This window comes from Pseudomonas sp. CROZ-RG-20F-R04-15 (assembly GCF_022662375.1).
GTDB lineage: Bacteria > Pseudomonadota > Gammaproteobacteria > Pseudomonadales > Pseudomonadaceae > Aquipseudomonas.
Genome location: NZ_JAKNQL010000003.1, coordinates 71,480 through 97,731 on the forward strand (window position 1 = coordinate 71,480; position 26,252 = coordinate 97,731).

The following is a 26,252-nucleotide window of genomic DNA, read 5'->3' on the forward strand; positions in this document are numbered from 1 at the left end:
GCCAGCCTGATCCGTACGTTGCTGGCCCTGGCGACGCTGTTGATTGCCGTGGTTGCTGGCGTGGCCATCGGTGAAACCTCGATTGAACCGGGCGTGGTCGTGCAAGTGCTGGCGAACAAATTGTGGGGCGCCGGGTACGCGCTGGATCCTATCGATGAAGGCATCGTCTGGAACTACCGCCTGACCCGCGCACTGGTCGCGGCCGCGTGCGGTGCCGGTCTGGCGACGTGCGGGGTGATTCTGCAGTCGTTGCTGCGCAACCCGTTAGCCGATCCGTATCTGCTGGGGATTTCTGCCGGCGCTTCGACCGGGGCGGTGATGGTGGCGTTGCTCGGGGTGGGCGCCGGAATGATCTCGTTATCCGTCGGTGCCTTCGCCGGCGCAGTGACAGCGTTTGTGCTGGTGATTCTGTTGGCGCGGGTCAGCGGCTCGGCGAGCGGTACCGGGCAAATCATTCTCGCCGGGATCGCCGGCTCGCAGTTGTTCAACGCGCTCACGGCGTTTCTGATTACCCGCTCGGCCAGCTCCGAGCAGGCACGCGGAATCATGTTCTGGCTGCTGGGCAATCTTGGCGGCGTGCGCTGGCCGTCGGTATGGCTGGCGGTGCCGGTGGCCGTGTTCGGGTTGGTCGTGTGTCTGTGGCATCGGCGCGCGCTGGATGCGTTTACCTTTGGTGCGGACTCGGCGGCATCCCTCGGTATTCCGGTGCGCCGCGTACAGATTCTGCTGATTGGCTGCGCGGCGCTGGTGACGGCAGTGATGGTGTCGATTGTCGGCTCGATCGGTTTTGTCGGTCTGGTGATCCCCCACGCGGCGCGGCTGTTGCTCGGCACCGGTCACGCGCGGTTGCTACCGGCCAGTGCATTGGGCGGCGCGGTGTTTCTGATTGCCGCTGATGTGCTGTCGCGGACGCTGATCAAGGGTCAGGTGATTCCGGTCGGAGTGATTACCGCACTGGTCGGCGCGCCAGTGTTTGCCCTGATTCTGGTGGGTCGGAGATCAGCGCGATGAACAGTGTTCTGAGTTGCTCCGGGTTGACCTTCAAGGTGCGCGGCGCCGAGTTGCTCAACGGTGTCAGCCTTGAGGTGCAGCGCGGCGAAACACTGGGCATCGTCGGGCCGAATGGTTCGGGTAAATCTACCCTGTTGAAATTGCTGGCCGGATTGCGCGAACCGAGCGCTGGCGAGGTGCTGCTTGAAGGGCAGCGCCTCGGCAAAATGGCCCGGCGCAGCATTGCGCAAAAGCTTGCGGTGGTCGAACAACAGGCCGATACCGACGACGGCATTCGCGTGTTCGATGCGGTGGCACTGGGGCGCACGCCTTGGCTGTCGGCGCTGCAACCGTGGTCGGCGGCCGACGACGCGATTGTTCAGCAGGCGCTGACCGACGTTGACGCAATGCACCTGCGCACGCGTCTGTGGCGCAGCCTGTCCGGCGGCGAGCGGCAACGGGTACACATTGCCCGGGCATTGGCGCAGCGCCCGCAAATTCTACTGTTGGATGAGCCGGCCAATCACCTCGACATTCAGCATCAACTGACCATTCTCAACGTCGTGCAGGCGTTGCCGGTGACCACGCTGATCGCTTTGCATGATCTCAATCAGGCGCTGAAGTGTGATCGCCTGGCAGTGCTGGAGCGCGGGCGGCTGGTAGCGTTGGGCGAACCGTTGGCGGTGCTGACACCGCAGCGGTTACAGGAGACCTTCGGCGTCAGGGCGCACTATCTGACGGACCCGTTCGATGGGGCGCAGATTCTTCGATTTCACTCATGAGGCTGTGCATGTGTGTGGTCTGCCACACCGGGTCAGCGTCGACGTCGACAATCTCGAAACCCTGTCGCTGCCAGAACGCGATGGCGCCCGGTAAAAACGGATGGGTGTGCAGGTAGATCACCTCTACTTCGTTGGCGAGTGCCAGATCCTTGATTGATCGATATAGCGAACCGGCCAGACCTGAGCGGCGCTGCGATGGCAGGACAAACAGACGGACGATTTCCACCACCTTAAGGTCCGGATAGAGCAAGTGCCGGAAGCGCCGGTCATAGGCGAGATAGCCGATGGAGGCAACGATCTGCCCTTCATGGCGAGCAATCAGAAAGCGCCCTGCCCCACGCAGATAAACCTCGGCAAAGCGCGCCAGATCGTCGGGCATGCCGGTCGCGCTGAGCTTGGGGAAAAGTTCGGCGCGGGCCTTTAGAACAAAATCAAGAACTTCAGGAATGTCGGCGTCTGACACGGCCTGAATGATGTATTGATGATTCACGTAGCGGCAAACACCTAGGATGCGGCTGGTCACATTAGCAATAACAGGTCCCGTGAGGCCATCCAGAATTTCATGACTTGCCCAAAACCCTGTGGGAGCGAGCTTGCTCCGGGCGGCGATCCGACGAAGGCGGCAGATCATCCAACATTGATGTTGACTGAAAGGCCGCTTTCGCGAGCAGGCTCGCTCCCACAGGTGTTGTGTTTCATGCAGCCAGAGTGTCAGGCCAGCTCTTTACGCAGTTGCCGGGCAGCGGTGACCATGTGCACCAGCGCCGCTTCTGTTTCCGGCCAGCCACGGGTTTTCAAACCGCAATCCGGGTTGACCCACAGCCGCTCGGCCGGAATCCGCTTGGCAGCCTTGCGCAGCAGATTAGCCATTTCCGAAGCATCCGGGATGCGTGGCGAGTGGATGTCGTAGACGCCCGGGCCGATTTCGTTCGGGTAAGCGAAGGCTTCGAAGGCGTCCAGCAATTCCATGTCCGAACGCGAAGTCTCGATGGTGATCACGTCGGCATCCATCGCCGCAATCGACTCGATCACATCGTTGAACTCGCTGTAGCACATGTGCGTGTGGATCTGCGTTTCGTCGCGCACACCGGAGGCGCACAGGCGGAACACTTCCGTCGCCCAGTCCAGATAATGCTGCCACTGCGCCTGACGCAACGGCAGCCCCTCACGGAACGCCGCTTCGTCGATCTGCACGATCTTGATGCCGGCGGCTTCCAGATCCACCACTTCATCGCGGATCGCCAGCGCCAATTGCCGCGCCTGCACTTCACGACTGACGTCTTCACGGGGGAACGACCACATCAGCATGGTCACCGGGCCAGTCAGCATGCCTTTCATGACCTTGTCGGTCAGGCCTTGGGCATAGCGGATCCACTCCACGGTCATGGCTTGCGGACGGCTGAGGTCGCCGAAAATCACTGCCGGTTTGACGCAGCGCGAACCGTAACTTTGTACCCAGCCGAAACGGCTGAACACATAGCCGTCCAGTTGCTCGGCGAAATATTCGACCATGTCGTTGCGCTCGGCTTCACCGTGCACCAGCACATCGAGGCCCAGACGCTCCTGGATTTCCACCGCGTGGCGGATTTCGCTGTGCATCGCTTCGGTATATTCAGCTGCGCTCAACTTGCCTTGCTTGAACGACTGACGCGCGAGACGGATCGAAGCGGTTTGCGGGAACGAACCGATCGTCGTGGTCGGGAACAATGGCAGATCGAGTCCGGCGCGCTGCTTGGCGATGCGCTGGGCGAACAGCGACTGACGCTGACTGTCCTTGGCCGTAATCGCGGCAACACGCGCCTGAACGGCCGGTTTGTGAATGCGCGGCGAGGCCGCGCGGGCCGCCTGCACCGAACGGCTTTCAGTCAGTGCGCGCAACACTTTCGGCGCCTCAGGCTCATTGACGGCATGCGCCAGAACAGCCACTTCTTCACACTTCTGAACGGCAAAGGCCAGCCAGCTTTTCAACTCGGCATCGAGTTTGTCTTCACGGCCCAGATCCACCGGGCTGTGCAGCAGCGAGCAGGACGGCGCGACCCACAGCCGCTCACCCAGACGCTCATGGGCATGCTGCAACGTCGCCAAGGCACTTTCCAGATCGCAGCGCCAGACGTTACGGCCGTTGACCACACCCAGGGACAACACTTTATAAGCCGGCAGACGATCGAGAATGGTCGGGTACTGTTCCGGTGCGCGCACCAGATCAATGTGTAAACCGTCGACCGGCAGGTTGGCCGCCAGACCGAGGTTTTCTTCCAGGCCACCGAAGTACGTGGCCAGCAGTTTTTTCAGCGGATCACGCTGGATCTGGTTGTAGGCACGCTCGAAAGCGTTCTTCCATTCCTGCGGCAGATCCAGCACCAGAATCGGCTCGTCGATCTGTACCCACTCGACACCCTGCGCGGCGAGGCGCGAGAAAATCTGGCCGTACAGCGGCAGCAGGCGATCAAGCAATTCGAGCTTGTCGAACTCGGCGCCTTTGGCCTTGCCCAGCCACAGATAAGTCAGCGGGCCGATGATCACCGGTTTGACGTTGTGGCCCAGTGCACGGGCTTCTTCGACTTCCTCGAACAACTGCTCCCAGCCCAACTGAAACTGCTGATCCGCGCTGAATTCCGGGACCAGATAGTGATAATTGGTATCGAACCACTTGGTCATTTCCTGGGCGTGTGCACCGCCGCAGCAACTGTCGCTGACGCCACGAGCCATGCCGAACAGGGTCTGCAGATTGGCTTTGCCGTCGTGCGGACGGAAGCGTTCAGGAATCACACCGAACATCAGCGAATGCGTCAGGACCTGGTCGTACCAGGCGAAATCGCCGACCGGCAGCAGTTCGATGCCGGCGTTTTTCTGCAAATCCCAGTGAGCCTTGCGCAACTCGCGACCCACTTCGCGCAGGCCGGCCTCGTTCAGTTCTCCTTTCCAGAACGCCTCTTGCGCTTTCTTCAGTTCGCGGTCGCGACCGATGCGCGGAAATCCAAGGGAATGGGCCAGTGCCATAACAAACAACTCCAATGTCTTGTTGATGGCGGCCATTGTCGGCATCGGTCGCTAGTGAGACAAACTCAATTTAATCTCGATCAACACGAGTTTCCCTCATGATCAAATAATAAGAACCTGACACCTGGAAACACTGCCGAGCCAAGACAGCGCGCGACAGCTGAACGTTTTTTGCAGCAGGAAGTTTCTCGGCAATTCAAGCTGTTCGTCGCTATGAAGACGCCCTTTGAAAATTCGATGACGCCTCTGTGTAAACGCCCCCGAACTCGCCCCGGCAGGTCTCTGATTTCGATCTATCGTTAGATCGAAATGGCTGTATTGGCGACCGACTAAAGGTTGCGACAGCCGATGTCTGAGCCTATGTTGCACGCGAGTCTTTTCCCCGCGATTGGAACGCGATCAACACCATTAAGAGGTGAAGAAATGTCAAAGGAATCACGCCCTGCCGTCCTTGGGCTGATAGGCAACACTCCGCTGGTTCAAGTCACCCGCTTCGATACCGGGCCGTGCACACTGTTTCTCAAACTCGAATCGCAGAACCCCGGCGGTTCGATCAAGGACCGCATCGGTCTGGCCATGATCGACGCCGCCGAGCGTGATGGTCGTCTGCAACCCGGTGGCACCATCGTCGAAGCCACCGCCGGCAACACCGGCCTGGGCTTGGCACTGGTTGGCCGCGCCAAGGGTTATCGCGTGGTGCTGGTGGTGCCAGACAAAATGTCCACCGAGAAAGTCCTGCACTTGAAGGCCATGGGCGCCGAAGTGCACATCACCCGCTCCGACGTCGGCAAGGGCCATCCCGAGTATTACCAGGACGTCGCCGCCCGTTTGGCGAAAGACATTCCCGGCGCATTCTTCGCCGATCAGTTCAACAACCCGGCCAACCCGCTTGCTCATGAATGCAGCACTGCGCCGGAGATTTGGGCGCAGACCGAGCATGATCTGGATGCGATCGTGGTCGGTGTCGGTTCGGCGGGAACGCTGACAGGCCTGAGTCGCTTCTTCAAGCGTGTGCAGCCGGATCTGGAAATGGTCCTGGCCGATCCGGTCGGTTCGGTGATGGCGCAATATAGCCGCGACGGCTCTCTGCCAACGCCCGGTTCATGGGCGGTGGAAGGTATCGGCGAGGACTTCATTCCGTCGATCACCGACCTCTCCAGCGTGCGCCACGCCTACTCGATCAGCGATGAAGAAAGCTTCGATCACGCCCGCCAGTTGCTCAAGGCTGAAGGTATTCTCGGCGGTTCGTCGACCGGCACCCTGCTCGCTGCCGCGCTGCGTTATTGCCGCGAACAGACCGAGCCGAAACGCGTGGTGAGTTTCGTCTGCGACACCGGCACGCGCTATCTGTCGAAGGTCTACAACGATCAGTGGATGACCGATCAAGGCCTGTTGCAGCGCAAAGGCTATGGCGATCTGCGCGACCTCATCGCCCGCCGTTTCGAGGATGGCCGCGTGATCAGTGTCGGCCCTGACGACACCCTGCTCACCGCGTTCCAGCGCATGCGTCTGGCCGATGTCTCGCAATTGCCGGTGCTGGTGGAAGGCAAGCAACTGGTCGGTGTGATCGACGAATCGGACATCCTCCTGCCGGTGCACGAAGACGCCGCGCGCTTCAGCCAATCGGTGTCCAGCGTGATGACCGACAAGCTGCAAACCCTGGCGCCCGGCGCCAGCCTTGCCGAGCTGGAAGCGGTGCTCAGCCGTGGCCTCGTCGCCATCATTGCCGATGCATCGGGCTTCCATGGCCTGATCACCCGCACCGACATGCTCAACCAATTACGGAGATCCCTCGCATGAGTCAGCACGACGATAAATCCCAAGGCTTCGCGACCCGGGTGATCCACGCCGGGCAGACGCCGGACCCGACCACTGGCGCGCTGATGCCGCCGATCTACGCCAACTCCACCTACCTGCAAGACAGCCCCGGCGTGCACAAGGGTTTCGATTACGGCCGCTCGCACAACCCGACGCGGTTTGCCCTGGAGCGTTGTGTGGCGGATCTTGAAGGCGGCACTCAGGCGTTCGCGTTCGCCTCCGGGCTGGCGACGATTTCCACGGTGCTCGAACTGATCGATGCCGGTTCGCACGTCATCTCCGGCAATGACTTGTACGGCGGCACGTTCCGCCTGTTCGACAAGGTCCGTCAGCGCAGTGCCGGACACCGTTTCAGCTACGTCGATCTGACTGACCTGGCGGCGTTCGAAGCGGCGCTGCAGGACGACACACGCCTGGTGATTGTCGAGTCACCGACCAACCCGTTGCTGAGCCTGTCGGACCTCGCCGCTATCGCCCGTATCTGCCGCGCCCGCGGGATCATCAGCGTGGCCGACAATACGTTCGCAAGCCCATATATCCAGCGGCCGCTGGAGTTGGGTTTCGACATCGTGCTGCACTCGACCACCAAGTACCTGAACGGCCACTCCGATGTGATCGGCGGTATCGCCGTGGTTGGCCAGAACGAAGAACTGGCCGAAAAACTCGGCTTTCTGCAGAACGCGGTCGGTGCGATTGCCGGTCCGTTCGATGCGTTTCTGACCCTGCGCGGGGTGAAGACGCTGGCACTGCGCATGGAACGTCATTGCAGCAACGCGCTGAATCTGGCGCAGTGGCTGGAACAACAGCCGCAGGTCAAGCGCGTCTACTACCCGGGGCTGGCCTCACACCCGCAGCATGAATTGGCCAAGCGTCAGATGCGCGGTTTCGGCGGGATGATTTCCGTGGATCTGAACAGCGATCTGGATGGCGCGCGGCGCTTTCTCGAGAACGTGAAGATCTTCGCCCTGGCGGAAAGTCTCGGTGGCGTGGAAAGCCTGATCGAGCACCCGGCGATCATGACTCACGCGACCATTCCGGCGGATACCCGCGCCAGACTGGGCATCGGCGATGGTCTGGTGCGGCTGTCGGTGGGCGTTGAAGACGTCGAAGACCTGCGCGCCGACCTGGCGCAGGCGCTGCAATCGATCTGACCTTGTAGGAACGACAAAGCCCGCACGAAGCGGGCTTTGGTGTTCGAGCAGGCGGCCAGTGCTGGTCTCTGGCTTACAAGGTTTATCGGGCTTCCCACAGTACCGGGCCACATTGAAAAGGTACGGCCTCGGCTGCTTCACACGGCATAAGGGCAGGATCTCAGCGCGGAGATCTTTCTAACCGTGTACCTTTCGGAGCGCGCCCCACGCCCCCTTGCTATCCGATTGCGCATCAGTCTGCGTCTTCGCCTACATCTTTGAGCCTAGCAAAGGCTCGCCCGAGCGCCCCAGCGTTTTTAGACCAATTTGAGCTTTGCCCGAATCGGGCAGGAAGCGAAGCGCCTAACGCCCGCCGATCCCCCCGCCGCGACACCTCGATATCGCGATCTATACTCAATCGGTCAGATCATTATTTGTCGACACCCGCACGCCTGATGGTGTGCCCGTGCCTTTCGCCAACCAGACTGACCCAGGCCAATGAGTCGCAGTGCCAGCGAGCATACGACGAGCGATGCCTTGTCGCTTTGTGGCTGCCGGGTCTTGGAGAAAACTATGAAACACAAGCTGTTGTCAGGCGTGCTTCTGGCGGTCGTGGCGACCGTTGTGGTGCCCAATGTCTGGGCGGCGCAGCCGCAGGCGTTGGCGTCCGACGGGTCGGATCATGTGGGTGCCGGGGCGGTGGCTTCTGATGGCGCTGACCATGTCGGTGCAGGTGCGGTGGCTTCTGACGGGGCTGATCACGTCGGTGCAGGCGCGGTGGCTTCTGATGGCGCCGACCATGTAGGTGCGGGTGCCGTGGCTTCTGACGGTGCTGATCATGTCGGTGCAGGCGCGGTGGCTTCTGATGGCGCCGATCATGTCGGTGCAGGCGCGGTGGCTTCTGATGGCGCCGACCATGTCGGTGCCGGTGCCGTGGCTTCTGACGGTGCTGATCATGTCGGTGCGGGCGCCGTGGCTTCTGATGGCGCCGACCATGTCGGTGCGGGTGCCATGGCTTCTGATGGTGCTGATCATGTCGGTGCAGGCGCGGTGGCTTCTGATGGCGCCGACCATGTCGGGGCGGGCGCACTGGCTGCGGATGGCGCCGATCGCACCGGCGTCAACCGGGTTGCCTATTCCCGCGTCGGGGTCGGTTCTGATCGTGTTGCCTCCGCGTTGATGACGGGCAGTTATTCCGATCAGTTCAACAGCCCACAATAATCTTCCTTGGCCCAACGGGCGGCTCCGGCGAGCCGTCTGTTGCGCGCCGCACTAGCACATTTGTGCTAATCGACCGCCCTCTCCCCTGACGTTATATTCCCCCGCAACCCCCGATGTTCCCCAGCGTTGCCTGTTCGCAATGCGCGGGATCGTTGTGCCTGGAAAACAGAACAACACCAAGGAAGAAACACCATGAAATCCCTGATCGCAACACTCACCCTCAGCGCCCTGTTCCTGACCGGCTGCGCCACCCCCAAACAATGGGAAGCCACCGGCGGCAGCAAAAACGATGGTATCGTTCAGGTCTCCTATGACCTGGGCCAATTCGAAAGCGGCCAGACCAGCGCCGAACAAGGCTTGACCGTCGCCGCGCAACGCTGCAAGACCTGGGGCTACAAAAACGCCGAGGTCACCGGCTCCGAGAAAAACAACTGCCGCACCATGGGGCAATACAACTGCCTGCAGACCACCATCACCCAGGATTACCTGTGCAAGCGCTGAACAAGCACTAACCCTGTAGGAGCTGTCGAGTGCAACGAGGCTGCGATCTTTTGATTTTGATCCTGAAAATGAAGATCAAAAGATCGCAGCGTGCCGCAGCGCCTACAGGGTTTGGGTTTCGCAGTCGCGCAGCGCTCGCAGGGTTGCGCGCAGTTCGGCCGGGCGAACCGGTTTGGACAGAATGGCAATGTCACGGTCTTGCAGGGCTGCCTGGATTTTCTCGACGTCGTGCCCGGTGATGATCATCGCCGGAACCGCCCTGCCTCTGCGCTTGCGCACATCGTCAATACACTCGATGCCAGTGGCGTGGGTGCCGAGGTCATAGTCGGCGACGATGATGTCGCAGTCGGTCATCAGATCCTGCCCGCTCAGCTCGGCCTGAACCACACAGCCCCAACGCTCCAGCAACGCCGAAGTCGCGAGCAATACGTTGCGATCATCCTCCACCAGACATACCTTCAACCCGGTCAGCAAACCGACCTGACGTGCGTCATCACGATTGTCCATTACCTGCGGCGGCGCGGTGATCGGCAAGCCGTACAAAGTCACCGCCGTTCCCCGCCCGAGCCGCGAGCGCAAGGCAACGCCGACTCCGATCAATTCACCCAATCGCTTGACGATCGACAACCCCAACCCCACGCCTTCGACGTCTTTGTCGCGCACTTGCCGCACCCGATAAAACTCTTCGAACACCTTGGCCAGATGCTCTTCGGCAATGCCGTTGCCCTGATCGCAGATCACGATGGCCAGCCCCGCTCCGCGCCGGCGCACGCCGATCAGCACCGGCCGCTGCGCGCCATATTTGAAGCAGTTGGAAAGCACGTTCTGCACCATGGTCGCGAGCAACGCCGGATCGGTTTGCACCCAATATTCACAGGGGCGCAAACGCAACTCCACGCCGGCCCAACGCGCCGCTTCGGCATTCTGGTTAATCAGCTCCGCGAGCCATTGACCTAAATTGAACACCTGCAATTTAGGCAGAACCCGGCCGTTATCGAGGGTGTACAGGTCGAGAATCGAACGGAACAATTGCGAGACGTTGAGCAGCGATCGGTCGATGTTATCGACCAGACGCCGCTCCTCCTCGCCCAACCGCGACTCACGCAGACACGCAGTAAAAAGACCAATCGAATGAATCGGCTGACGCAAATCATGACTGGCCTGAGCGAGAAATCGCGATTTTTCCAGATTCGCTGCGACGGCTTCTTCGGAGGCCTTGCGCGTGCGTTCCAGCAACAAGTGCGCATAGAACGGGATCACCGTGCTGGTGAGCATCAGCATCAACACCATGAACGGTTGCGCTTGCCACACCGGCGTCAGCCGATAGACACACAGCAACGCCACTAATGCCAGCGCCGTGGCAATCGCCAGATAACGCGAGCCATAGCGCATGCCGTTACCCAGATTGACCCAGATAATCACCGCATACAGAGGCAACGCCGCCTCGCCACCGACCACCAGGCCAAAACAGGTGCCGGTGTAATCGTGAACCATGGCAAAAATCCGCCGCGCCGGGTAATGCCCCGGCCAGCGCGCAATGGCTTGGCGCAGTGCAATCGAGGCCAGCAAAAACACGATGATGTAGGTGATTACCGGCAGATAGGTATCGAAGCGCTGGCCCGGCAAAAACCCCAGTATGAGCATATAAACCACGGCGATAGTGGCAATGATAATGCGCAGATTGGCTTGGTCGAGTTCGGTGTTTTTCTCGAACTTCATGGTAAACGTCCTTGTGCGGCATTCGTCAAAATCAGAAGGAATCTACAGGCAACAGGCGCGCCCGGTGCTAATGTGCAGGCCTTGAGCAACGCCTGACCCAGGGAGGGTCACGCCATGACATGCCGAATTATCATAGCCGACGATCACCCGCTGTTTCGCGAAGCGATGCTGCGCACAGTCCAGCGTTTGCTGCCCGCTGCCGTTATCGACGAAGCCGGCGACCTCGACGCGGTGCTGGCTCTGCTGCCCTTGGGTGACGAACCAGACACCTTGATTCTCGACCTGCGTTTCCCCGGACTCACCTGTGTCAGCCAGCTCGCCGACCTGCGTCGGCGCCTGCCGCGCACCACGTTGATCGTGGTGTCGATGGTTGATGATGAGTCGCTGATCAGCGAAGTCATGGCCGCCGGGATCGACGGTTTTATCGGCAAGAACATCGCCCCGGATGAAATCGGCCAGGCGATTCTGGCGATTCGCCAAGGTGAAGTGCTGGTGAAGTTTGCGCCGTCGGGCCTGCTGCCGCTGGAAACCGGCGCCGCCCTCACACCTCGTCAGCAGGATGTGTTGCGCTTGATCGCTCAAGGCAAGACCAACAAGGAAATCGCCCGCGAACTGGATATCTCACCGTTCACGGTGCGCATTCATGTCTCTTCTTTATTACGCACGCTGAACGTGCCCTCCCGGGCAGCGGCCGCCGTGAAATATACGGGGACTCTGTAGGCGTTCGGCAGCGCCTACGGATGATCGGTGTATTGCTGCAGCAATTCCATGGCCTCAGAGGAAAATCGGTAGGTCTTGTCGCTCCCGAGCACGATCAGCCCCTCCTCCCCCAGACGCTTGAGCACTTCGCGCACGCTGACAAACGACAGCTCGGGCGATGAAGACTCGACAAAAGCATGCACGCCATTGACCCCGACCCCATGTCCGTCACGGCCGGCCACAACCAGTGCATTGATCACTTTGAAGCGGATCAGGCTGGTGCGCAGTCCGAAGTGGCGCAGCAGTTCGCGAATATGCGCATTGGCGCTGCGATCAAACTCAAAGGCCAACGGGTTGTTCGCTGTCCGAAACGCTGAAGGTGCGTTTACAGCGCCAACGCCTGGGTGGTTAAACATGGCGAATACTCCCTTTCTGAAATGTTCAGGCGGGTTGCAGCTGCTTCCCGCCTGCCAACCACGTGTCGAACAGGCAACGTGATCGTGACTTTCTATAGAGAAGGTGACGACAGCGCCGCCCTTCCCGCCCCGTCAGAAATCGACCGTGGCCGACAGCTGCAAGGTCCGCGGGTAACCCGGCGAGAACGCCCCGTAGGACGCCACGCCCGACCAGTACTCACGATCGAACACGTTCTGCACGGTGGCGCGGAACGTCGTTGGCCGGCCTTCGATTTTTGTCGCATAACGCGCGCCGGCGTCGAAGCGGGTCCAGGCATCCAGTTCCTGAGTGTTGGCCTGGTTGACGTACTGGCTGTCGGTGTAGATCGCACCGCCGGTGAGGGTAAAGCCTTCAAGCCATGGCGTGTCCCATTCGGCCCAGAGATTGGCCTGCACGTCCGGTACGCCGACCGGTTTGTTGCCACGGTTAGCCTTGGTCGCCGAATCGGTCAACTCGCCGTCGAGCACCGTCACACCGCCCATCAACCGCGTGCCCGGCGCCACTTCGCCAAACATGCTCAACTCGATACCACGGTTACGTTGTTCGGCCTGCACCGAGAACACGTTGTCGGCACCGACTTCGCCGCTTGGCTTCTCGATCTGGAACAACGCCAACGTCGTCATGAACGTGCCGTGTTCATACTTGACGCCGATCTCGTGCTGTTTGGACTCGTACGGGGCGAAGGTTTCGCCGGCGTTGGACGCCGTGCCCGGGGCGATGTCGCCCTTGCTCAGGCCTTCTACATAATTGTAGTAAAGGGAAATGTCTTGCCAGGGCTTGACCACCACGCCGACCAGCGGGCTCGTGGCGTTGTCCTTGTATTTCGAACTGACCGCACCGGCCGCGTTGTAGTTACGCGATTCGATGTCCTGACGACGCACGCCAAGGGTCAACTGGAAGCGGTCATCGAGCATCGACATCGTGTCGGTCAGCGCCACACCGGACAGCTCCGACTCGGAAACGCGCAACACTTTTGGCGAGTTGATGTACTGCTGCGGCCTGTCGACCGGATGGTAGATATTCGACAGGATCGGCGTGCCGTTGTTGATGCCGCGTGACAGCTCATCCTGATACCGGGTCGCCATGACCGTGGTGGTGTGAGTGATCGGGCCAGTGGCAAACACACCACGCATACCGACGTCTGCCGTCGAGCGATCAACGTTGAATTTGTAGTAACCGGGAATGTTGCTGGTATCGCCGGCGTCATTGAGGATTCTCGGCACCTGGTCGGACAGCCGCTTGACGTCGGACTTGCCGCCACCGGCATGAGCAAACACGGTGACGTTATCCGTCAGGTCATATTCGCCACCGAGCAAGGCTGACTGCTCTTTGGTGTCCGACCAGCCCCAGTCCTGCGAGTGGTTGGTGCGGCCGTTCGGCGCAGACGGCACATCAACGCCCGGCGCAATGGTGAAGGGCCGCGAAGCGCCCTCCCAGCTTTCTTTCTGGCTGAGGTAATCGAGGTTCAAGCGCAGACGCTCGCCGCGATAATCCAGAGCGATCGCGCCGATACCGAGATCGCGATGCTGATCATCAATCGCCGTGTCGCCGCCTTGCAAATTGCCGTTGAAGCGCACGCCGAACTGGTTTTCCGAACCGAAGCGACGACTCAGGTCCAGATGCCCACCGACCTGAGAGTCCGAGGCATAGGTGCCGGTGAATCGGGTCAGGTCTTCATCCAGCGGCCGCTTGGGCACGATGTTGATCACACCGCCGACGCCGCTGTTGGGCGAGATGCCGTACATCAGCGCGCCCGGCCCCTTGAGCACTTCGACGCGCTCGGCGTAGTCGGTGAACACCCGATAATTCGGCGCGACACCGTAGACGCCGTCGAATGCCAGCTCACCAAGGTTGCCTTCGCCAATCGGGAAGCCACGGATGAAAAACGAATCGACGATACCGCCAGTCTGCCCGGTCGAGCGCACCGAAGGATCGCGTTCCAGGGCGTCGGCGACGGTCACGGTTTGCAGATCAGCGAGGGTTTTGGCGGTGTAACTGGTGACGCTGAACGGTGTGTCCATCACGTCCTTGTTGCCCATCATGCCCAACCGGGCACCGCGCGCCACCTGGCCACCGGCGAGGGTTTCCGGCAACGCCGTCGCGCTGTTGTAACGAGCGTTGACGTTGGTGGTGTCGAGGGTCAGCGCGTCCGGCGCGGCGTTCGAAGTCGGGTCGGCAGTCACGCCTGGTTGCTCGGGGCTGGCGGCCCAAGCGTTGGCGCTTCCTGCGACCAAAACGAAATTCAGCATGGCGGTACGCACGGCGAGTGCTAACACCCGCTCACCGCAAGGACGACTGACAACAGGCATGACGTGAGGATCCTTTTCATCGAGGGAAAATGGTAATCACTCCTATTGCCAGTCGATCTGCGAAAAAGTATCACCCGCAGTAAAGTTTTTTTGCCGTGGCTCGAGCAGGCTCAGGCGTAGAGGCGCTCCAGCGGAATCGCGACCAGCGGCAACGCTGGGTCAAACGCGTGCCGGGTGGTCTTGTAAGGGAAAATCTCGCCGCGAGCGATGGTGGTGAAAATCCGCGCCACCTCGAACGCCTGCCCGGTTTGCCAGTGCCGCACGCAGACTCGCGGATCGGTGTAATCGAGCTGGATGCACGGCACCCGTTTCAAGCCCAGCTGCAACGCGGCGTTGAACCGGTGATTGCCGTCCATGACGATGCCACGCGAACGCTCGACGATGATCGGCTCCAGCCAATGCCCGGCACGGACAATCGACTCGCGCAGCAGCGTCACGTTGGCCGGGTCGACCTGCTCCGATTGCAACACTTCGCACAGTGGCCGCAGCGCAATCTGATAACCGTGTTCCATGGTGATCTCCTGATTCGCCGGGGATTCAGCAGGCATCGGCGCGGTCAACCGGCGCGTGCAGGCTGGCCACCTCGAGCAGTCGCTGAGCGTGTTCGATCAGCGGCAAGTCGACCATCTCGCCGTCCACTTGCACCGCGTGGCTGCCCGTCGCCACCGCTCGCATCACGCGATCGGCCCAGGCCAACTGGCGTGAGTCCGGCAGGAAGGCGCGTTGCACCGTGGCCAGTTGACCGGGATGGATGCACAGCTTGGCGCCGAAGCCCAGCGAACGGGCGTAATGCGAGTCCTTGCCGACCACCGCCAAATCGCTGATGGCCGGCGTCACACCATCGATCGGCGACGGCAGATCCGCCGTGCGCGAAGCCAGCACGATGCGGTTGCGGGCGAACAAAAACGCCTCCGGGGTCTGGCTGCAGTTGATGTCCAGCGAAAAATCCAGCGAGCCGAACGCCAGCCGCGTCAGCCCCGCAATCGCGGCGATTGATTCAACCTGCTGCAGGCCTTTGGCGGTCTCGATGATCGCAACGATCTTCAGTGCCGGCTGCCACGCCAGCAGGCCCTCGACCACCCGCGTCAGGGCTTCGGGACATTCGGCCTTGGGCAGGAAAATCCCGTCGCAGCGCTCGGGGTAACGCGTGTCGCCGAGCCAGCTCAGGTCCTGGTCAAACAACGCGCTGCTGACGCTGTTGAGGCGAATGTAACGCTCACAGGCAACGTTCGGCGTTTTCTCCTGCCACGCCCGAATGGCGTCACGGGCGGCGGCCTTGCTGTCCGGATGAACGGCATCCTCAAGATCGAGAATGATCGCGTCCGGCCCTGCTTCGCAGGCTTTGGCGAATCGCTCGGGACGATTGCCCGGCACGAACAGGTAGCTGATCGCGAGTGGCGCTTTGCGGCTGAGTCGATCGGATTGCATGGCGTTGCTCCTTGGCGTGAACCAGTCGTGGTTTCTGAAAATTTTCAGGCCCCTTGAGCGGCGGTTTTACCTGCCGTTCCGGGACTTATCGCAACAGCCCTTAACGCCTTATTGTTCAAGGAATTAACGGACTTTTTTATCTCGGGGCGAACGCGTCCTTGAGCGTGTAAATACACGTTCATGGATTCGCCTTGAGCAGGTCTTTATTCAAAAATATTTGAAAACCTTACTTGATAATCGTTCCTGTTCGCAATATTGTTCACGCCGCCAAGAGGAACTATCCTCGCTTCAAAGCACGTTATCGTTATCTCGGGAAATACCTGTCGCTGATATCACTTGAACATCAGACACGGGTCTTTACAGGGGATTGGCCAGCAACTAGCGGCCAATTCGAACACTCGTACAAACCTATGGAAAGGGGTTCTCATGCAATTGTTTTGTGAACCATTTATTACGACCAGGCCTTCGGATCCAATAGCGGATTTCATTTGGCATCCGCCCCCGAGTTTTTAAAGCCTCGTATCTGACGAGCAAAAAAAAGACTCTATACACCGAGAAAGATCGGTGATCGAACTATCAATGGCGACGTATTTTTCGACGCTAGGGGTTAACTATGTCTAGAGCAAATAAACCTGCTACTGAACAACCATATAAAGTTCATCATCCGGAGATGTTAACGCCGCTGATCGACCCGGTTATTTCCACGTTTATCAACAAGTTCCCGAGCACACTTGCGGACTTGGTAGAACAATATGGTTCGCCATTGAATGTGGTCTGGCCCCATGCCTTTGAAATGAACACGCAAGCCTTGCTGACGGTACTGAAGCAGTACAACGTAGCGCATGCGCTCTTCTACGGCGCCAAGGCCAACAAGTCGCAGAGCATGCTCGGCGCTGCCGCAAATTCGGCGATCGGCGTCGATGTGTCGAGCATTCACGAGCTGCATGCCGCCCTGCGCGCAGGCGTGTCGGGCACAAAAATCTGCGCCACAGGACCGGCTAAAACAGCCGTTTTTCATCAGGCATTGATCAGTGCCGGTTCATTGATTTGTGTCGATTCGCTGGAGGAATTCGATCACCTGCACGATGCGCTCGCAACACAGGAAGCGCCCACGAAAGCCAGAGTTTTACTGCGTTACAGGCCGAAAAGCAGCCAGAAAAGCCGATTCGGAATGGGCGCGGAAGATCTGCTCGATTGCCTGCAACGGCTGACCAGGCAACCTGAGTGTTTTCACCTGGAAGGTTTCCATTTCCACCTCGGCGGCTATGGATTCGAATCTCGTGCGCAAGCCTTTCGTGAGGTCACCGGATTCATCGAGGCTGCCAGGGAAATGGGCCTGAATCCGCAGATGATCGACATCGGTGGCGGCTTGCCAATTCGTTATGTCGAACCGCAGGCCTATGCTCGATTCCTGCAAAACGACAATAACCCCAGCCACTATTACAACCACAAAGTTCCAGCCTCTTATTACCCTTACGGCAGTGAATTGACCGCGACACAATGGCTGACGTTATTACTCGAAGCCGAGCATTCTCACGGATTGTCTATTGCCAATTACTTGAAGACCCAGCAAATAACACTGGCACTCGAGCCCGGCCGAAGTCTGGTTAACCAAGCAGCCATTTCAATATTTCGCGTCACGCGCAGCAAACAGTTGGCCGACAACAAAACCGTCATCTTCGTGGAGGGCAGCAGTTTCAGCGCCTGCGAAACCTGGTTTGCCTCGGAATACCTGATAGATCCGATACTTGTCAGCAGCACACACCAGCCACACCCTCCGATTCAAGCTTATATCGCCGGCCATAGTTGCCTGGACGATGACGTCATCACCCATCGCCTTATCAACTTTGCGACGGCACCGCACGCCGGTGACTTATTGATTTACATCAATACCGCCGGCTATCAGATGGATTTGCTGGAAAACGAGTTTCATCGCCATCCCCTGCCCCGGCGGTTGACGGCGACCTGTTGTACGGAAGGTAACTATGCGTTTTCACCTGACTACTAAAGGGAACAATTGCAATGATCTTGACTAAAGTTTCTGACCTTATTGGCAATACGCCAATGTTGGGTATTGATATTCCGGATACTGATGCCCGTTTGTTGTTGAAGATTGAAAAGAACAACCCCGGCGGCAGTATCAAAGATCGCATGGCGCGCAACATGGTGCTGGCGGCGCTCAAGTCCGGTCGATTGAAACCCGGTGGCGTGGTGGTCGAGTCATCGTCGGGCAATACCGGGATTGGTCTGGCCATGGCAGCCGTCGAGTTCGGTCTGCATTTCATCGCCGTGGTCGATCACCACGCCGCGCAAGACAAGATCGCCGTGATGAAAGCCCTCGGTGCCGACATTCGTTTCGTCAAAGGCACCTATCGCGAAGATGAAGTGGCAGTGGTCGAGCGCCAACAGATGGCCGCCGAACTGGCGAGCGAGATTCCCGGCGCGGTGTTCATGAACCAGTCCGACAACGCCGCCAATGCCGGCGGCTACAGTGATTTCGTCCGCGAAACCATCGTGCAGGCTGAAGGCGTGGTCGGCGCTTACGTCGGTTGTGTCGGCACTGGCGGTTCGATGACCGGCATCGCTCGCGGCTTGAAAGTGCACAACCCGGACACCGTCACCGTCGCGGTGGAACCAGCCGGTTCGATTGTCTTCGGTCACCCTGGCTATCCGTATTACCAATCCGGCACCGGCACGCCGGCCGGCGACACCGTGGGTCTGGTGCTCGACTACAGCTGCATCGATCTGGGCGTGCAAGTCAGCGACTCGCAGGCGTTCGAAACCGCCCGCTACATCGCGCGAAACTTTGCCTTGCTGGTCGGCGGCTCGACTGGCGGTGCGATTTTCAAGGCGCTGGAGCTGATCCACAAAGGCGTGCTGACCGGCAACGTCGTGGTGCCGATCGCCGACGGCGGCGAGAAATACCTGCACACCGTGTTCGACGACAACTGGCTGCAAGAGCGCGACCTGATCGACCCGAGCATCGCCCCGCAACTGGATGCCTGGCTGGGCAAGACCCAATGGCTGGACGCCGTTTCCGCGCCGCTGCAACTGAGCGTCGCATGACCCACTTCTCACACAGGAACGCCTCTCGATGAATCTGTTGAAAGTCGCCATCTGTGGTGGCGGCAGGACCGGCCATCTCAATGCCATCCTGTTCAAGCAACTGCCCGATGTTCAGGTTTCGCTGCACACCCACAATCAGGAGGTCATCGAACAGCACGCCCGCCAAACGCCGATGCAGGCCTTGTTGCCGGACGGCTCGACGCTGAGCGCCCGACTGGATCGAGTGACCAGCGATGCCAGGGCTGCGGTGGAAGATGCTGACATCGTCATCATCACCGTGCCGGCCCATGCCCGCTCGCAAACCCTGAAGGACATCGCACCGCATCTGACCACCAGCAAACCGGTATTCATCGGCGCCATTCCCGGCTTCTGCGGTTTCGACTGGCTGGCCGAAGCAACCCTGCCCGACCGGCCGAATGTGGTGATCTGGGGCATGAAGGATGTCCCGCACACAGCGTTCGAATTGACCCCGGGACGTTCGATCAAAATGGGCGGCGGCAAGAGCCAGTTGTATGTCGCGACCCATGCCCGAGAGCCGCAAACCGCGCGCCGCCAATTGGAGAAAACACTCACGCGGCTGTACGGCCCGTGCGTGACGATGCTTGACCACTTTCTGGAGATCACCCTGACGCCGGGCAACCCGATCATGCACAGCTCGGTGATCTACGGCCTCATCGGCCCTTACGGCCAATGGCATCGCAAGATCTTCCCGCAACGCATGTGCTGGTGGACCGAGTGCCCGGAACTCGGCGCGTATTTCCTAGAACGCATGGATCAGGAAAGCCAGCAACTGTGCGCGGTGATCAGCCAGCGTCTGGGCATCGACCTGTCTTCGGTGAAATCCCTGAAACAGGAAATCGTCGAGGCCTACGGCGAGCAGATCCGCGACCAGAGCAGCATGCTCTCGATCCTGCGTACCAATCAGGCCTACAACGACATCCTCGCACCGATGGTGCCGGCCGCGGACAACCGCGCCGGTTACGTGATCGAGCGCGAGAGTCGCGCCTTCAACGAAGACGTCGCCTACGGCCTGGTGCTGCTGGTGGAAATGGCCAAGCGTTTTGACCTCAAGGTGCCTTACATCGAGGAAGTCCTGCAGTGGAGCGTGGCCTACATGGATGGCCTGCGCGGCTCGGCACTCGACTATTTCCCGCGCCAATGGCCACACACGACAAGCGCCGCCGCTTGATCCCTCTATTCAATTTTCGACGAGCAGACCGCTGATATGGATGACTTCAAGACACTGATCGCCTACTCCCGCAAAAACGCCATGCGCCGTCTGGTGCGTTGCCTGTTTGCGGAAAACATCCTCGACCGTTCGGCCCTGAGCTTTTCCGTCGAGGGCCACGAGGCGACTTACCCGCTCAAGGGCGGTCGCGCCCATCTGGCCTTTTCCGCCATCGCCAAAGGCCCGGCCGATACCGTGGTCAACGACGGTGACGTGGTGTTGGTGACCGATGAAGGCGTACGCCAGGTCATCACCAGCCACCAGGACATGCTTGATGTGCTGCGCGACAGCTTCGACTTCGCGCCGACCGACGACGGTATCGCGGGGCTCAAATCCGACATGGAAAACAGCCTGACCAACGACGCCCACGCCCGCCAGCATCGTCAGCAATGGAACGCCCGACTGGAGCAAGCGGCCAAGGATCATGGGCTGAGCAGCTTCACCGACTATCTGCGCCAGCACGCCAAAACCAAGGATGCCGCCATTCTGCTCGACCAGTGGGGTTCGCTGGAAGGTCATCCTTATTACCCGACGTGGAAGGCGCGCCCGGGCCTCACCGATGAGGAAGTCGAGCAGCTGTCACCGGAGTTCAACGCACAAGTGCCGCTGCGCATCGCCGCGTTGCGTGCCGACAACGCGAAAAGCGAAAGCATGCCGCACGTGGTTGATTACCGCGCCTGGTTCGCTGAAAACTTCCCGACGCAATGGACGCAATGGAAAGCCTCGCTCAACAGCAAGGGGCTGGACGAAAACCAGTGGTTGCCCTTGCCGATCCACAGCTGGCATTTACAAGCCTACGTGCTGGAAACCTTCGCGCAGGAAATCGCCGATGGCATTCTGATCACCGACGGTCCAGACCTGCCAACCCTGCCGACCATGTCGTATCGCACGATGATGCCGGTGCTGGATGAAAGCGCGCCGCTGATCAAACTGCCCATCGCCGTGTGGATGACCAGCGAACTGCGCAGCCTGCAAGCCAAGTCGATTCACATGGGGCCGCGCATCAGCACGGTGATCAGCCAGATTTTGCAGGCGGAAAACGGCTTCGATCAACGCCTGGAAATCTTCCCGGAAGAAATCGGTGTGCGCTACAAAAACGCCGTCACTCAGGACGATCATCCGGGCCGGCATCTGTCTGTGGTCTATCGCACCAGTGCTCCAGCGTTCGAACGCGAGGATGATTGCCTGCCGATTACCGTCGCATCGCTGTTCACCCGTTTGCCGGGCAGTGGTCGTCCGCTGCTCACTGATCTGATCGAGCGCGACGGCGTGCGCGCCAATGCTGCGCAGGTCGAGAACTGGTTCCGCGAGTACGCGAAAGTGGTCACCCATCCGGTGGTGGCGATCTACTTGATGTACGGCATCGGCCTTGAGGCGCACCAGCAAAACACCATGGTGCTGTTCTCCCCGGACGGCAAAGCACGTAGTCTGCTGATCCGCGATTTCGGCGATGGCCGCACTTACGCGCCGTTGCTGGAAGGCCGTGGATTCAGCCTGCAACCGCACGTACAGCCGGGCATTCTGCCGACGGTGTTCTCCGGTGATATCGAGCCGGTGCGCATGTTTGTGCTGGACGCGGCGTTCCTGACGCACCTGCATGAGATCGCCCTGTGGCTGACCAAAGAGTACGGCTTCAATAACACACGGTTGTGGCAGATTCTGCGCGAGGAAACCGACCTTGCCTTCGAGGCCGTGCGTGATCGTGTCGCGCCTGATGTCTGGGAAGTCGAACACAAAGCGTTCGTCGAAGACCCATGGCCGACTCGTTCGTTGCTGCGCATGCACATGATGCAGTACAGCAACTATCGTTTGCAGCACACCCTGACCAACCCGCTCGCTAGCGTTTAACCGAGGCTGACTCATGTCCCATGCAGGTGCCATCCAGGGTTCGAGAGTAAGAATCCTGATTTATCTTCTATTTGCGATCCAGTTGGTGTCGATGGGCGCGATGGAAATGAGCGGGCCGTTCTGGCCTGTCCACCTGCGTGGGCTGACCGCCTCCGAGTCGGTTTTCAGCTTCGCCAGCATCGCCGTGTACGTCGGGCCGATGCTGGGCATTATTCTCACCAGTGCCTTCTGGGGCCGCATCGGCGATCGCTACGGCCACAAGTTGATGATGATCCGCGCGCTCGCCGGTTTGGCGTTGACCCAACTGGGGCTGGCCCTCTTCAGTGATATCTGGGTCATTCTGATCCTGCGTTTTCTGCAAGGCGCGTTTGCCGGCTATATCGCGCCGGCACAGGCTTATGGCGTCAGTATTGAAGCGCCGTCGCGACGGGCACGGCTGTTTGCCATTCTGCAAATCTCGACCAATGTCGGCTCGCTGCTGGGTGCGGTGGTCGGCGGTCTGATCCTCGATTACGCGACGTTCTTCTGGATCAACATCATCGCCTCGGCGCTGTGTGCGGTGTGTACCGTGATCGCCGCCGTGACCTTGCCGGACGTGCCGCCGGTGAAGAAAGCCGTGGTCGTCGACAAGGCTGCGCCGGTTCGTTCCGGCAGTCTCTGGCAAGGCTCGCCATTGCTCTCGCTGCTCGGTGTGATGGGCATTCTGTTGCTGGCGCGAATGCTGCCGCAGACTTCGTTTTCGCTGTATGTCAGCTCGGTGTTCGAGGTCAGCAATTCGGTGGTCGGCCTCTGCTACGGCTTACTGGCCCTGGGCTTCATTCTGTCGGCCACGGCGTGGTCGCGCTATTTCGAACACCGTGGTCAGCAGGACACCCTGCAACGCATGACTTACGTGGTCATCGGCTGCATCGTCCTGACCGCTGTGGCGGGCGTGACTCACAACCCGGTGGTGTTTGTTATTGCCTACTTCATTTGGGGCGTGCTGCTGGGTGCAACCACACCGGTGCTGATGGCGCTGATCTCGAAAACCGCTGACAGCTCACAGCAAGGCCATGTGCTGGGCATCGCTCAGGGCACTGCGCAATTCGCTTCGATTGCGGGGATTTCTGCCGGTGGTCTGCTCAGTCAGGTCTACGGCTTGCAGTACACCTATCTGTTTGTTTGCCTCGCTTACGTCGTCGCACTGATCCCGATTGTCGCCCTGCGCTACTGGCCGGCGGCGATGCAGCCGAGCCCTGCCCCGGACGGGGAATGAAAGGAGTCTGCTTTTGAACATTGAACAACTGCGCGCCGACACTCCTGCCGTCGCGCAACTGATCCACTTCAACAATGCCGGCGCGGCGCTGATGCCCGCGCCGGTGATCGAAACGATGACCCGACATATTCAGCTTGAAGCGAGTCTGGGCGGCTACGAAGCGGCCGGGCAGCAGTCGGCCGAAGTGGAAAACGTTTACGCCGCTATCGGCCGTTTGCTCAACGCTCGACCCGATGAAATCGCGATCATCGAAAACGCGACCCGTGCCTGGGACATGGCGTTCTATTCGTTACCGCTGCAACCCGGCGATGTGCTGCTGACGTCGACCACCGAGTACGCCGGCAACTACATTCCTTATCTGCAAATGAAGCAGCGCCGGGGGATCGAGATTCGGGTCATCCCCAACGATGAGCACGGCCAGGTTTCACTGCCGGCCTTAAAGGACATGCTCGACGACGATCGCGTTGCGCTGATTTCCCTGCCGGTGATCGCCACCAATGGCGGCCCGGTGCAACCCATCGAGCAGATCGGTGCCCTCGCCCGCGCGGCCGGCGTGCTGTTTCTGCTCGACGCTTGCCAGGGTGTCGGGCAGATGCCGATCGATGTGCAGAAAATCGGCTGCCACATGCTCGCCGCCACCAGCCGCAAATACCTGCGCGGGCCACGGGGGATGGGATTTTTGTATGTCGAAAAGTCTCTGTGCCAGAATCTGGAACCGGCGTTTCTCGACCTGCATGCGGCGTCTTTACAGAACGCCGAGATATTCAAGATCCGCACCGATGCACGACGTTTCGAGAACTGGGAATGCAACGTCGCCGCCAAACTCGGTCTCGGTGCGGCAGTGGAATACGCGCTGGCGCAAGGCATCGAACCGATGTGGCTGCGGATTCAGCAACTGGCTGATTACCTGCGCCGACAACTGGCAGATATTGCTGGTATCACGCCGCGAGACCTCGGGGTGCAGAAGTCCGGCATCGTCACGTTTACGCATCGCGACAGCAGCGCCGCACACATTCAGCAATGGCTGGCCGGCCAGAAAAAGCGCATCAACGTTAGCACATCGACCTTCCGCTCAACCCTGCTCGACATGCAACACAGAGACTTGCTGGAGGTCAGCCGTGCCTCGTTGCACGCCTACAACACCGAGGTGGAAATCGACACGCTGATCGCCGCGCTGCACCGTCTGCCGCGAGCCTGAACTGGACACCAATCGGCGCTTGCGTCACACAGGCTTTGTAAACTAGCATTGGGAATACTTCTCAATTGCATGAAAATCTGCAGCCATGAGCGAAACCCTTCCCGCGAATAATGCCAATCACCTGCGCGCGATCGAAGCCCTGTACAGCGGCCATCACGGCTGGCTGTACGCAACGCTGAGAAAAAAACTGGGTAACGCCATGGATGCGGCGGATCTGGCGCAGGACACTTTCACGCGCATCCTCGCCTCGAAAGTCACCGTCATTGAACAGCCCCGCGCCTATCTGAGCTGCGTGGCCAAGGGCATTCTGGTCAACTGGTATCAGCGCAAGGCGCTGGAGCGCGCCTATCTCGAAGCCCTCGCCCATGTGCCGGCGCTGGAAGTACCTTCGCCCGAATTGCGTTTCATGGTGCTGGAGACCCTGCACGAAATCGACGCGATGCTCGATGCCCTGCCGCCGCTGGTCAAACGTGCCTTTCTGCTGTCGCAAATCAGCGGTTTGAAATACGACGACATTGCCGAACAGCTGGGTGTGTCGCTGATCACCGTCAAACGCTACATGAAGCAAGCCTTCGTGCAGTGTCTGTTGCTGGTGGAGTGAATGCTCGCACGGCGCAATGAACCACACCTCGATCAGCAGGCGCTGGAGGAAGCCGCCGACTGGTTGATCCGCATGAGTGATGGCGAACTCACTGACAGCGAGCGCGGCGAGTGGGAATGCTGGAAAGCCAGCACGCCAGAGCGGGCTCGTGCCTGGGCTCGTGCGCAGCTGTTACAGACCAAACTCGGCGGCCTGCCACCGTCATTGGCAATGTCGGCACTCGACCGCCCAAGCAGCCCGGAACGGCGTGCGGCAATGGGCAAACTGGCGATGATTCTGGCCATCCTGCCGGCCGGTTGGGGCAGCTGGAAGCTGGCAGAGTCGCAGCAATGGTCAGCCGACTACCACACTGCAATTGGCCAGCAACGCGAGCTGACCCTGGCCGACGGCTCGAAAATCACCCTGAACACCGACACCGCCATCGACGTGCTGTTCGACGCTGATCAACGCCTCATTCACCTGCGCGAAGGCGAAATACTGGTGCAGACCGCCCCGGACATTTCGCCGCTGGCACGGCCCTTTATGGTCAGCACCCGTCAGGGCCGCATGCAGGCACTGGGCACACGTTTCACCGTGCGCGAACTGCAACCGCGCACCCACCTTGCGGTGCTGGAAGACGCGGTAAAAGTCGAACTCGCGGACAATCAACAGAGCACGCCGCTGATCGTCAACGCCGGTCAACGCACCGACTTCTCGTCCCACACCTTTGGCCAGCTCAGCGTTGCCGACCGTTATGTCGGTGCCTGGACGCAAGGCATGCTGATGGCCGACAAGATGCGCCTGGCCGACTTCGTCGAGGAACTGACGCGCTATCGCCGTGGCTTCGTGCGCCTCGATCCGGCGCTTGCCGATCTGCGCGTTTCCGGCGCTTACCCGATCAGCGACAGTCAACGCACCTTGAACATGCTGGCGCAAACCTACCCGATCCTCGTCAGCGGCCATCTGAATGGCTACTGGGTCATGCTCTCCCCGGCCTGAGTGAAAAAATATTTACCGTCCCGGT

General features: G+C 60.0%; 22 protein-coding genes. 15 read left to right on the forward strand and 7 right to left on the reverse strand.

Translation table 11 applies throughout. The annotated features are described in order from the left end of the window. The first annotated feature begins 6 nt into the window (after window positions 1-6). Window positions 7-1,011, forward strand: a complete 1,005-nt coding sequence (locus L8H52_RS06450) for an iron ABC transporter permease (protein WP_242206563.1) — start codon at window positions 7-9, stop codon at window positions 1,009-1,011. Next, on the forward strand, window positions 1,008-1,772 hold the full coding sequence (locus tag L8H52_RS06455) for an ABC transporter ATP-binding protein (protein ID WP_242206131.1): 765 nt from the start codon (window positions 1,008-1,010) through the stop codon (window positions 1,770-1,772). The genes L8H52_RS06450 and L8H52_RS06455 overlap by 4 nt, the downstream gene beginning before the upstream one ends. Here L8H52_RS06455 and L8H52_RS06460 read toward each other — a convergent pair. Next, entirely contained in the window at window positions 1,711-2,262 is a 552-nt protein-coding gene (locus L8H52_RS06460) for a GNAT family N-acetyltransferase (RefSeq protein WP_242206566.1), read from the reverse strand. The genes L8H52_RS06455 and L8H52_RS06460 overlap by 62 nt on opposite strands. A gap of 221 nt (window positions 2,263-2,483) precedes the next feature. Continuing rightward, complete coding sequence (gene metE, locus L8H52_RS06465; protein ID WP_242206567.1) at window positions 2,484-4,772, reverse strand: 5-methyltetrahydropteroyltriglutamate--homocysteine S-methyltransferase; 2,289 nt, start codon at window positions 4,770-4,772, stop codon at window positions 2,484-2,486. 423 nt (window positions 4,773-5,195) lie between these two features. Between metE and L8H52_RS06470 the strand changes: the two genes are divergently transcribed. The 4 genes from L8H52_RS06470 (at window position 5,196) to yecR (ending at window position 9,442) form a co-directional block, all read left to right on the forward strand. Beyond that, window positions 5,196-6,572 (forward strand): pyridoxal-phosphate dependent enzyme, encoded by a 1,377-nt coding sequence (locus tag L8H52_RS06470; RefSeq protein WP_016987096.1) that lies wholly within the window; start codon window positions 5,196-5,198, stop codon window positions 6,570-6,572. Beyond that, window positions 6,569-7,741 (forward strand): cystathionine gamma-synthase, encoded by a 1,173-nt coding sequence (locus L8H52_RS06475; protein WP_242206133.1) that lies wholly within the window; start codon window positions 6,569-6,571, stop codon window positions 7,739-7,741. The genes L8H52_RS06470 and L8H52_RS06475 overlap by 4 nt, the downstream gene beginning before the upstream one ends. Window positions 7,742-8,293: 552 nt before the next feature. After that, window positions 8,294-8,941 (forward strand): hypothetical protein, encoded by a 648-nt coding sequence (locus L8H52_RS06480; protein WP_242206135.1) that lies wholly within the window; start codon window positions 8,294-8,296, stop codon window positions 8,939-8,941. A 192-nt stretch (window positions 8,942-9,133) separates the two neighbouring features. Next, window positions 9,134-9,442 (forward strand): YecR family lipoprotein, encoded by a 309-nt coding sequence (yecR, locus tag L8H52_RS06485; protein WP_242206137.1) that lies wholly within the window; start codon window positions 9,134-9,136, stop codon window positions 9,440-9,442. A 102-nt stretch (window positions 9,443-9,544) separates the two neighbouring features. Here the strand turns inward: yecR and L8H52_RS06490 are convergent, their stop codons facing one another. Continuing rightward, window positions 9,545-11,161, reverse strand: coding sequence for a hybrid sensor histidine kinase/response regulator (locus L8H52_RS06490; protein WP_242206139.1), 1,617 nt, complete (start codon window positions 11,159-11,161; stop codon window positions 9,545-9,547). 114 nt (window positions 11,162-11,275) lie between these two features. On the opposite strand from L8H52_RS06490, the gene L8H52_RS06495 reads away from it, so the two are divergent. Then, window positions 11,276-11,881 (forward strand): response regulator transcription factor, encoded by a 606-nt coding sequence (locus tag L8H52_RS06495; RefSeq protein WP_242206142.1) that lies wholly within the window; start codon window positions 11,276-11,278, stop codon window positions 11,879-11,881. 14 nt (window positions 11,882-11,895) lie between these two features. Here L8H52_RS06495 and L8H52_RS06500 read toward each other — a convergent pair whose 3' ends face one another. The 4 genes from L8H52_RS06500 to L8H52_RS06515 form a co-directional block, all read right to left on the reverse strand. After that, window positions 11,896-12,276, reverse strand: a complete 381-nt coding sequence (locus L8H52_RS06500) for a fe2+ zn2+ uptake regulation protein (RefSeq protein WP_242206144.1) — start codon at window positions 12,274-12,276, stop codon at window positions 11,896-11,898. A gap of 132 nt (window positions 12,277-12,408) precedes the next feature. Continuing rightward, a complete protein-coding gene (locus tag L8H52_RS06505) occupies window positions 12,409-14,625 on the reverse strand; it encodes a TonB-dependent siderophore receptor (protein WP_242206147.1) in 2,217 nt (738 codons plus the stop codon). Window positions 14,626-14,735: 110 nt separating this feature from the next. Further along, on the reverse strand, window positions 14,736-15,173 hold the full coding sequence (locus tag L8H52_RS06510) for a ParB N-terminal domain-containing protein (RefSeq protein ID WP_242206149.1): 438 nt from the start codon (window positions 15,171-15,173) through the stop codon (window positions 14,736-14,738). After that, window positions 15,163-16,053 carry a CoA ester lyase gene (locus L8H52_RS06515; protein WP_242206152.1) on the reverse strand — a complete coding sequence of 297 codons (891 nt, stop codon included), beginning with the start codon at window positions 16,051-16,053 and terminating at the stop codon, window positions 15,163-15,165. Before L8H52_RS06515 ends, L8H52_RS06510 begins: the two co-directional genes overlap by 11 nt. 613 nt (window positions 16,054-16,666) lie before the next feature. Here L8H52_RS06515 and L8H52_RS06520 point away from each other — a divergent pair. The 8 genes from L8H52_RS06520 to L8H52_RS06555 all read left to right on the forward strand — a co-directional run bounded on the left by L8H52_RS06520 (window position 16,667) and on the right by L8H52_RS06555 (window position 26,227). After that, a complete protein-coding gene (locus L8H52_RS06520; protein ID WP_242206154.1) occupies window positions 16,667-18,061 on the forward strand; it encodes a Y4yA family PLP-dependent enzyme in 1,395 nt (464 codons plus the stop codon). Between the two features lie 14 nt (window positions 18,062-18,075). Then, window positions 18,076-19,119, forward strand: a complete 1,044-nt coding sequence (locus L8H52_RS06525; RefSeq protein WP_242206156.1) for a cysteine synthase family protein — start codon at window positions 18,076-18,078, stop codon at window positions 19,117-19,119. Between the two features lie 28 nt (window positions 19,120-19,147). Beyond that, a complete protein-coding gene (locus L8H52_RS06530; protein WP_242206158.1) occupies window positions 19,148-20,308 on the forward strand; it encodes an NAD/NADP-dependent octopine/nopaline dehydrogenase family protein in 1,161 nt (386 codons plus the stop codon). 36 nt (window positions 20,309-20,344) lie between these two features. Beyond that, window positions 20,345-22,195: an IucA/IucC family protein gene (locus L8H52_RS06535; protein WP_242206161.1), complete on the forward strand. Its 1,851-nt coding sequence runs from the start codon at window positions 20,345-20,347 to the stop codon at window positions 22,193-22,195. Window positions 22,196-22,208: 13 nt separating this feature from the next. After that, window positions 22,209-23,450, forward strand: coding sequence for an MFS transporter (locus L8H52_RS06540; protein ID WP_242206163.1), 1,242 nt, complete (start codon window positions 22,209-22,211; stop codon window positions 23,448-23,450). 13 nt (window positions 23,451-23,463) lie between these two features. Next, window positions 23,464-24,648 (forward strand): aminotransferase class V-fold PLP-dependent enzyme, encoded by a 1,185-nt coding sequence (locus tag L8H52_RS06545; RefSeq protein WP_242206165.1) that lies wholly within the window; start codon window positions 23,464-23,466, stop codon window positions 24,646-24,648. Window positions 24,649-24,733: 85 nt separating this feature from the next. After that, entirely contained in the window at window positions 24,734-25,249 is a 516-nt protein-coding gene (locus L8H52_RS06550) for a sigma-70 family RNA polymerase sigma factor (protein WP_242206167.1), read from the forward strand. Continuing rightward, window positions 25,250-26,227 (forward strand): FecR domain-containing protein, encoded by a 978-nt coding sequence (locus L8H52_RS06555; protein WP_242206169.1) that lies wholly within the window; start codon window positions 25,250-25,252, stop codon window positions 26,225-26,227. Window positions 26,228-26,252: the final 25 nt, after the last annotated feature.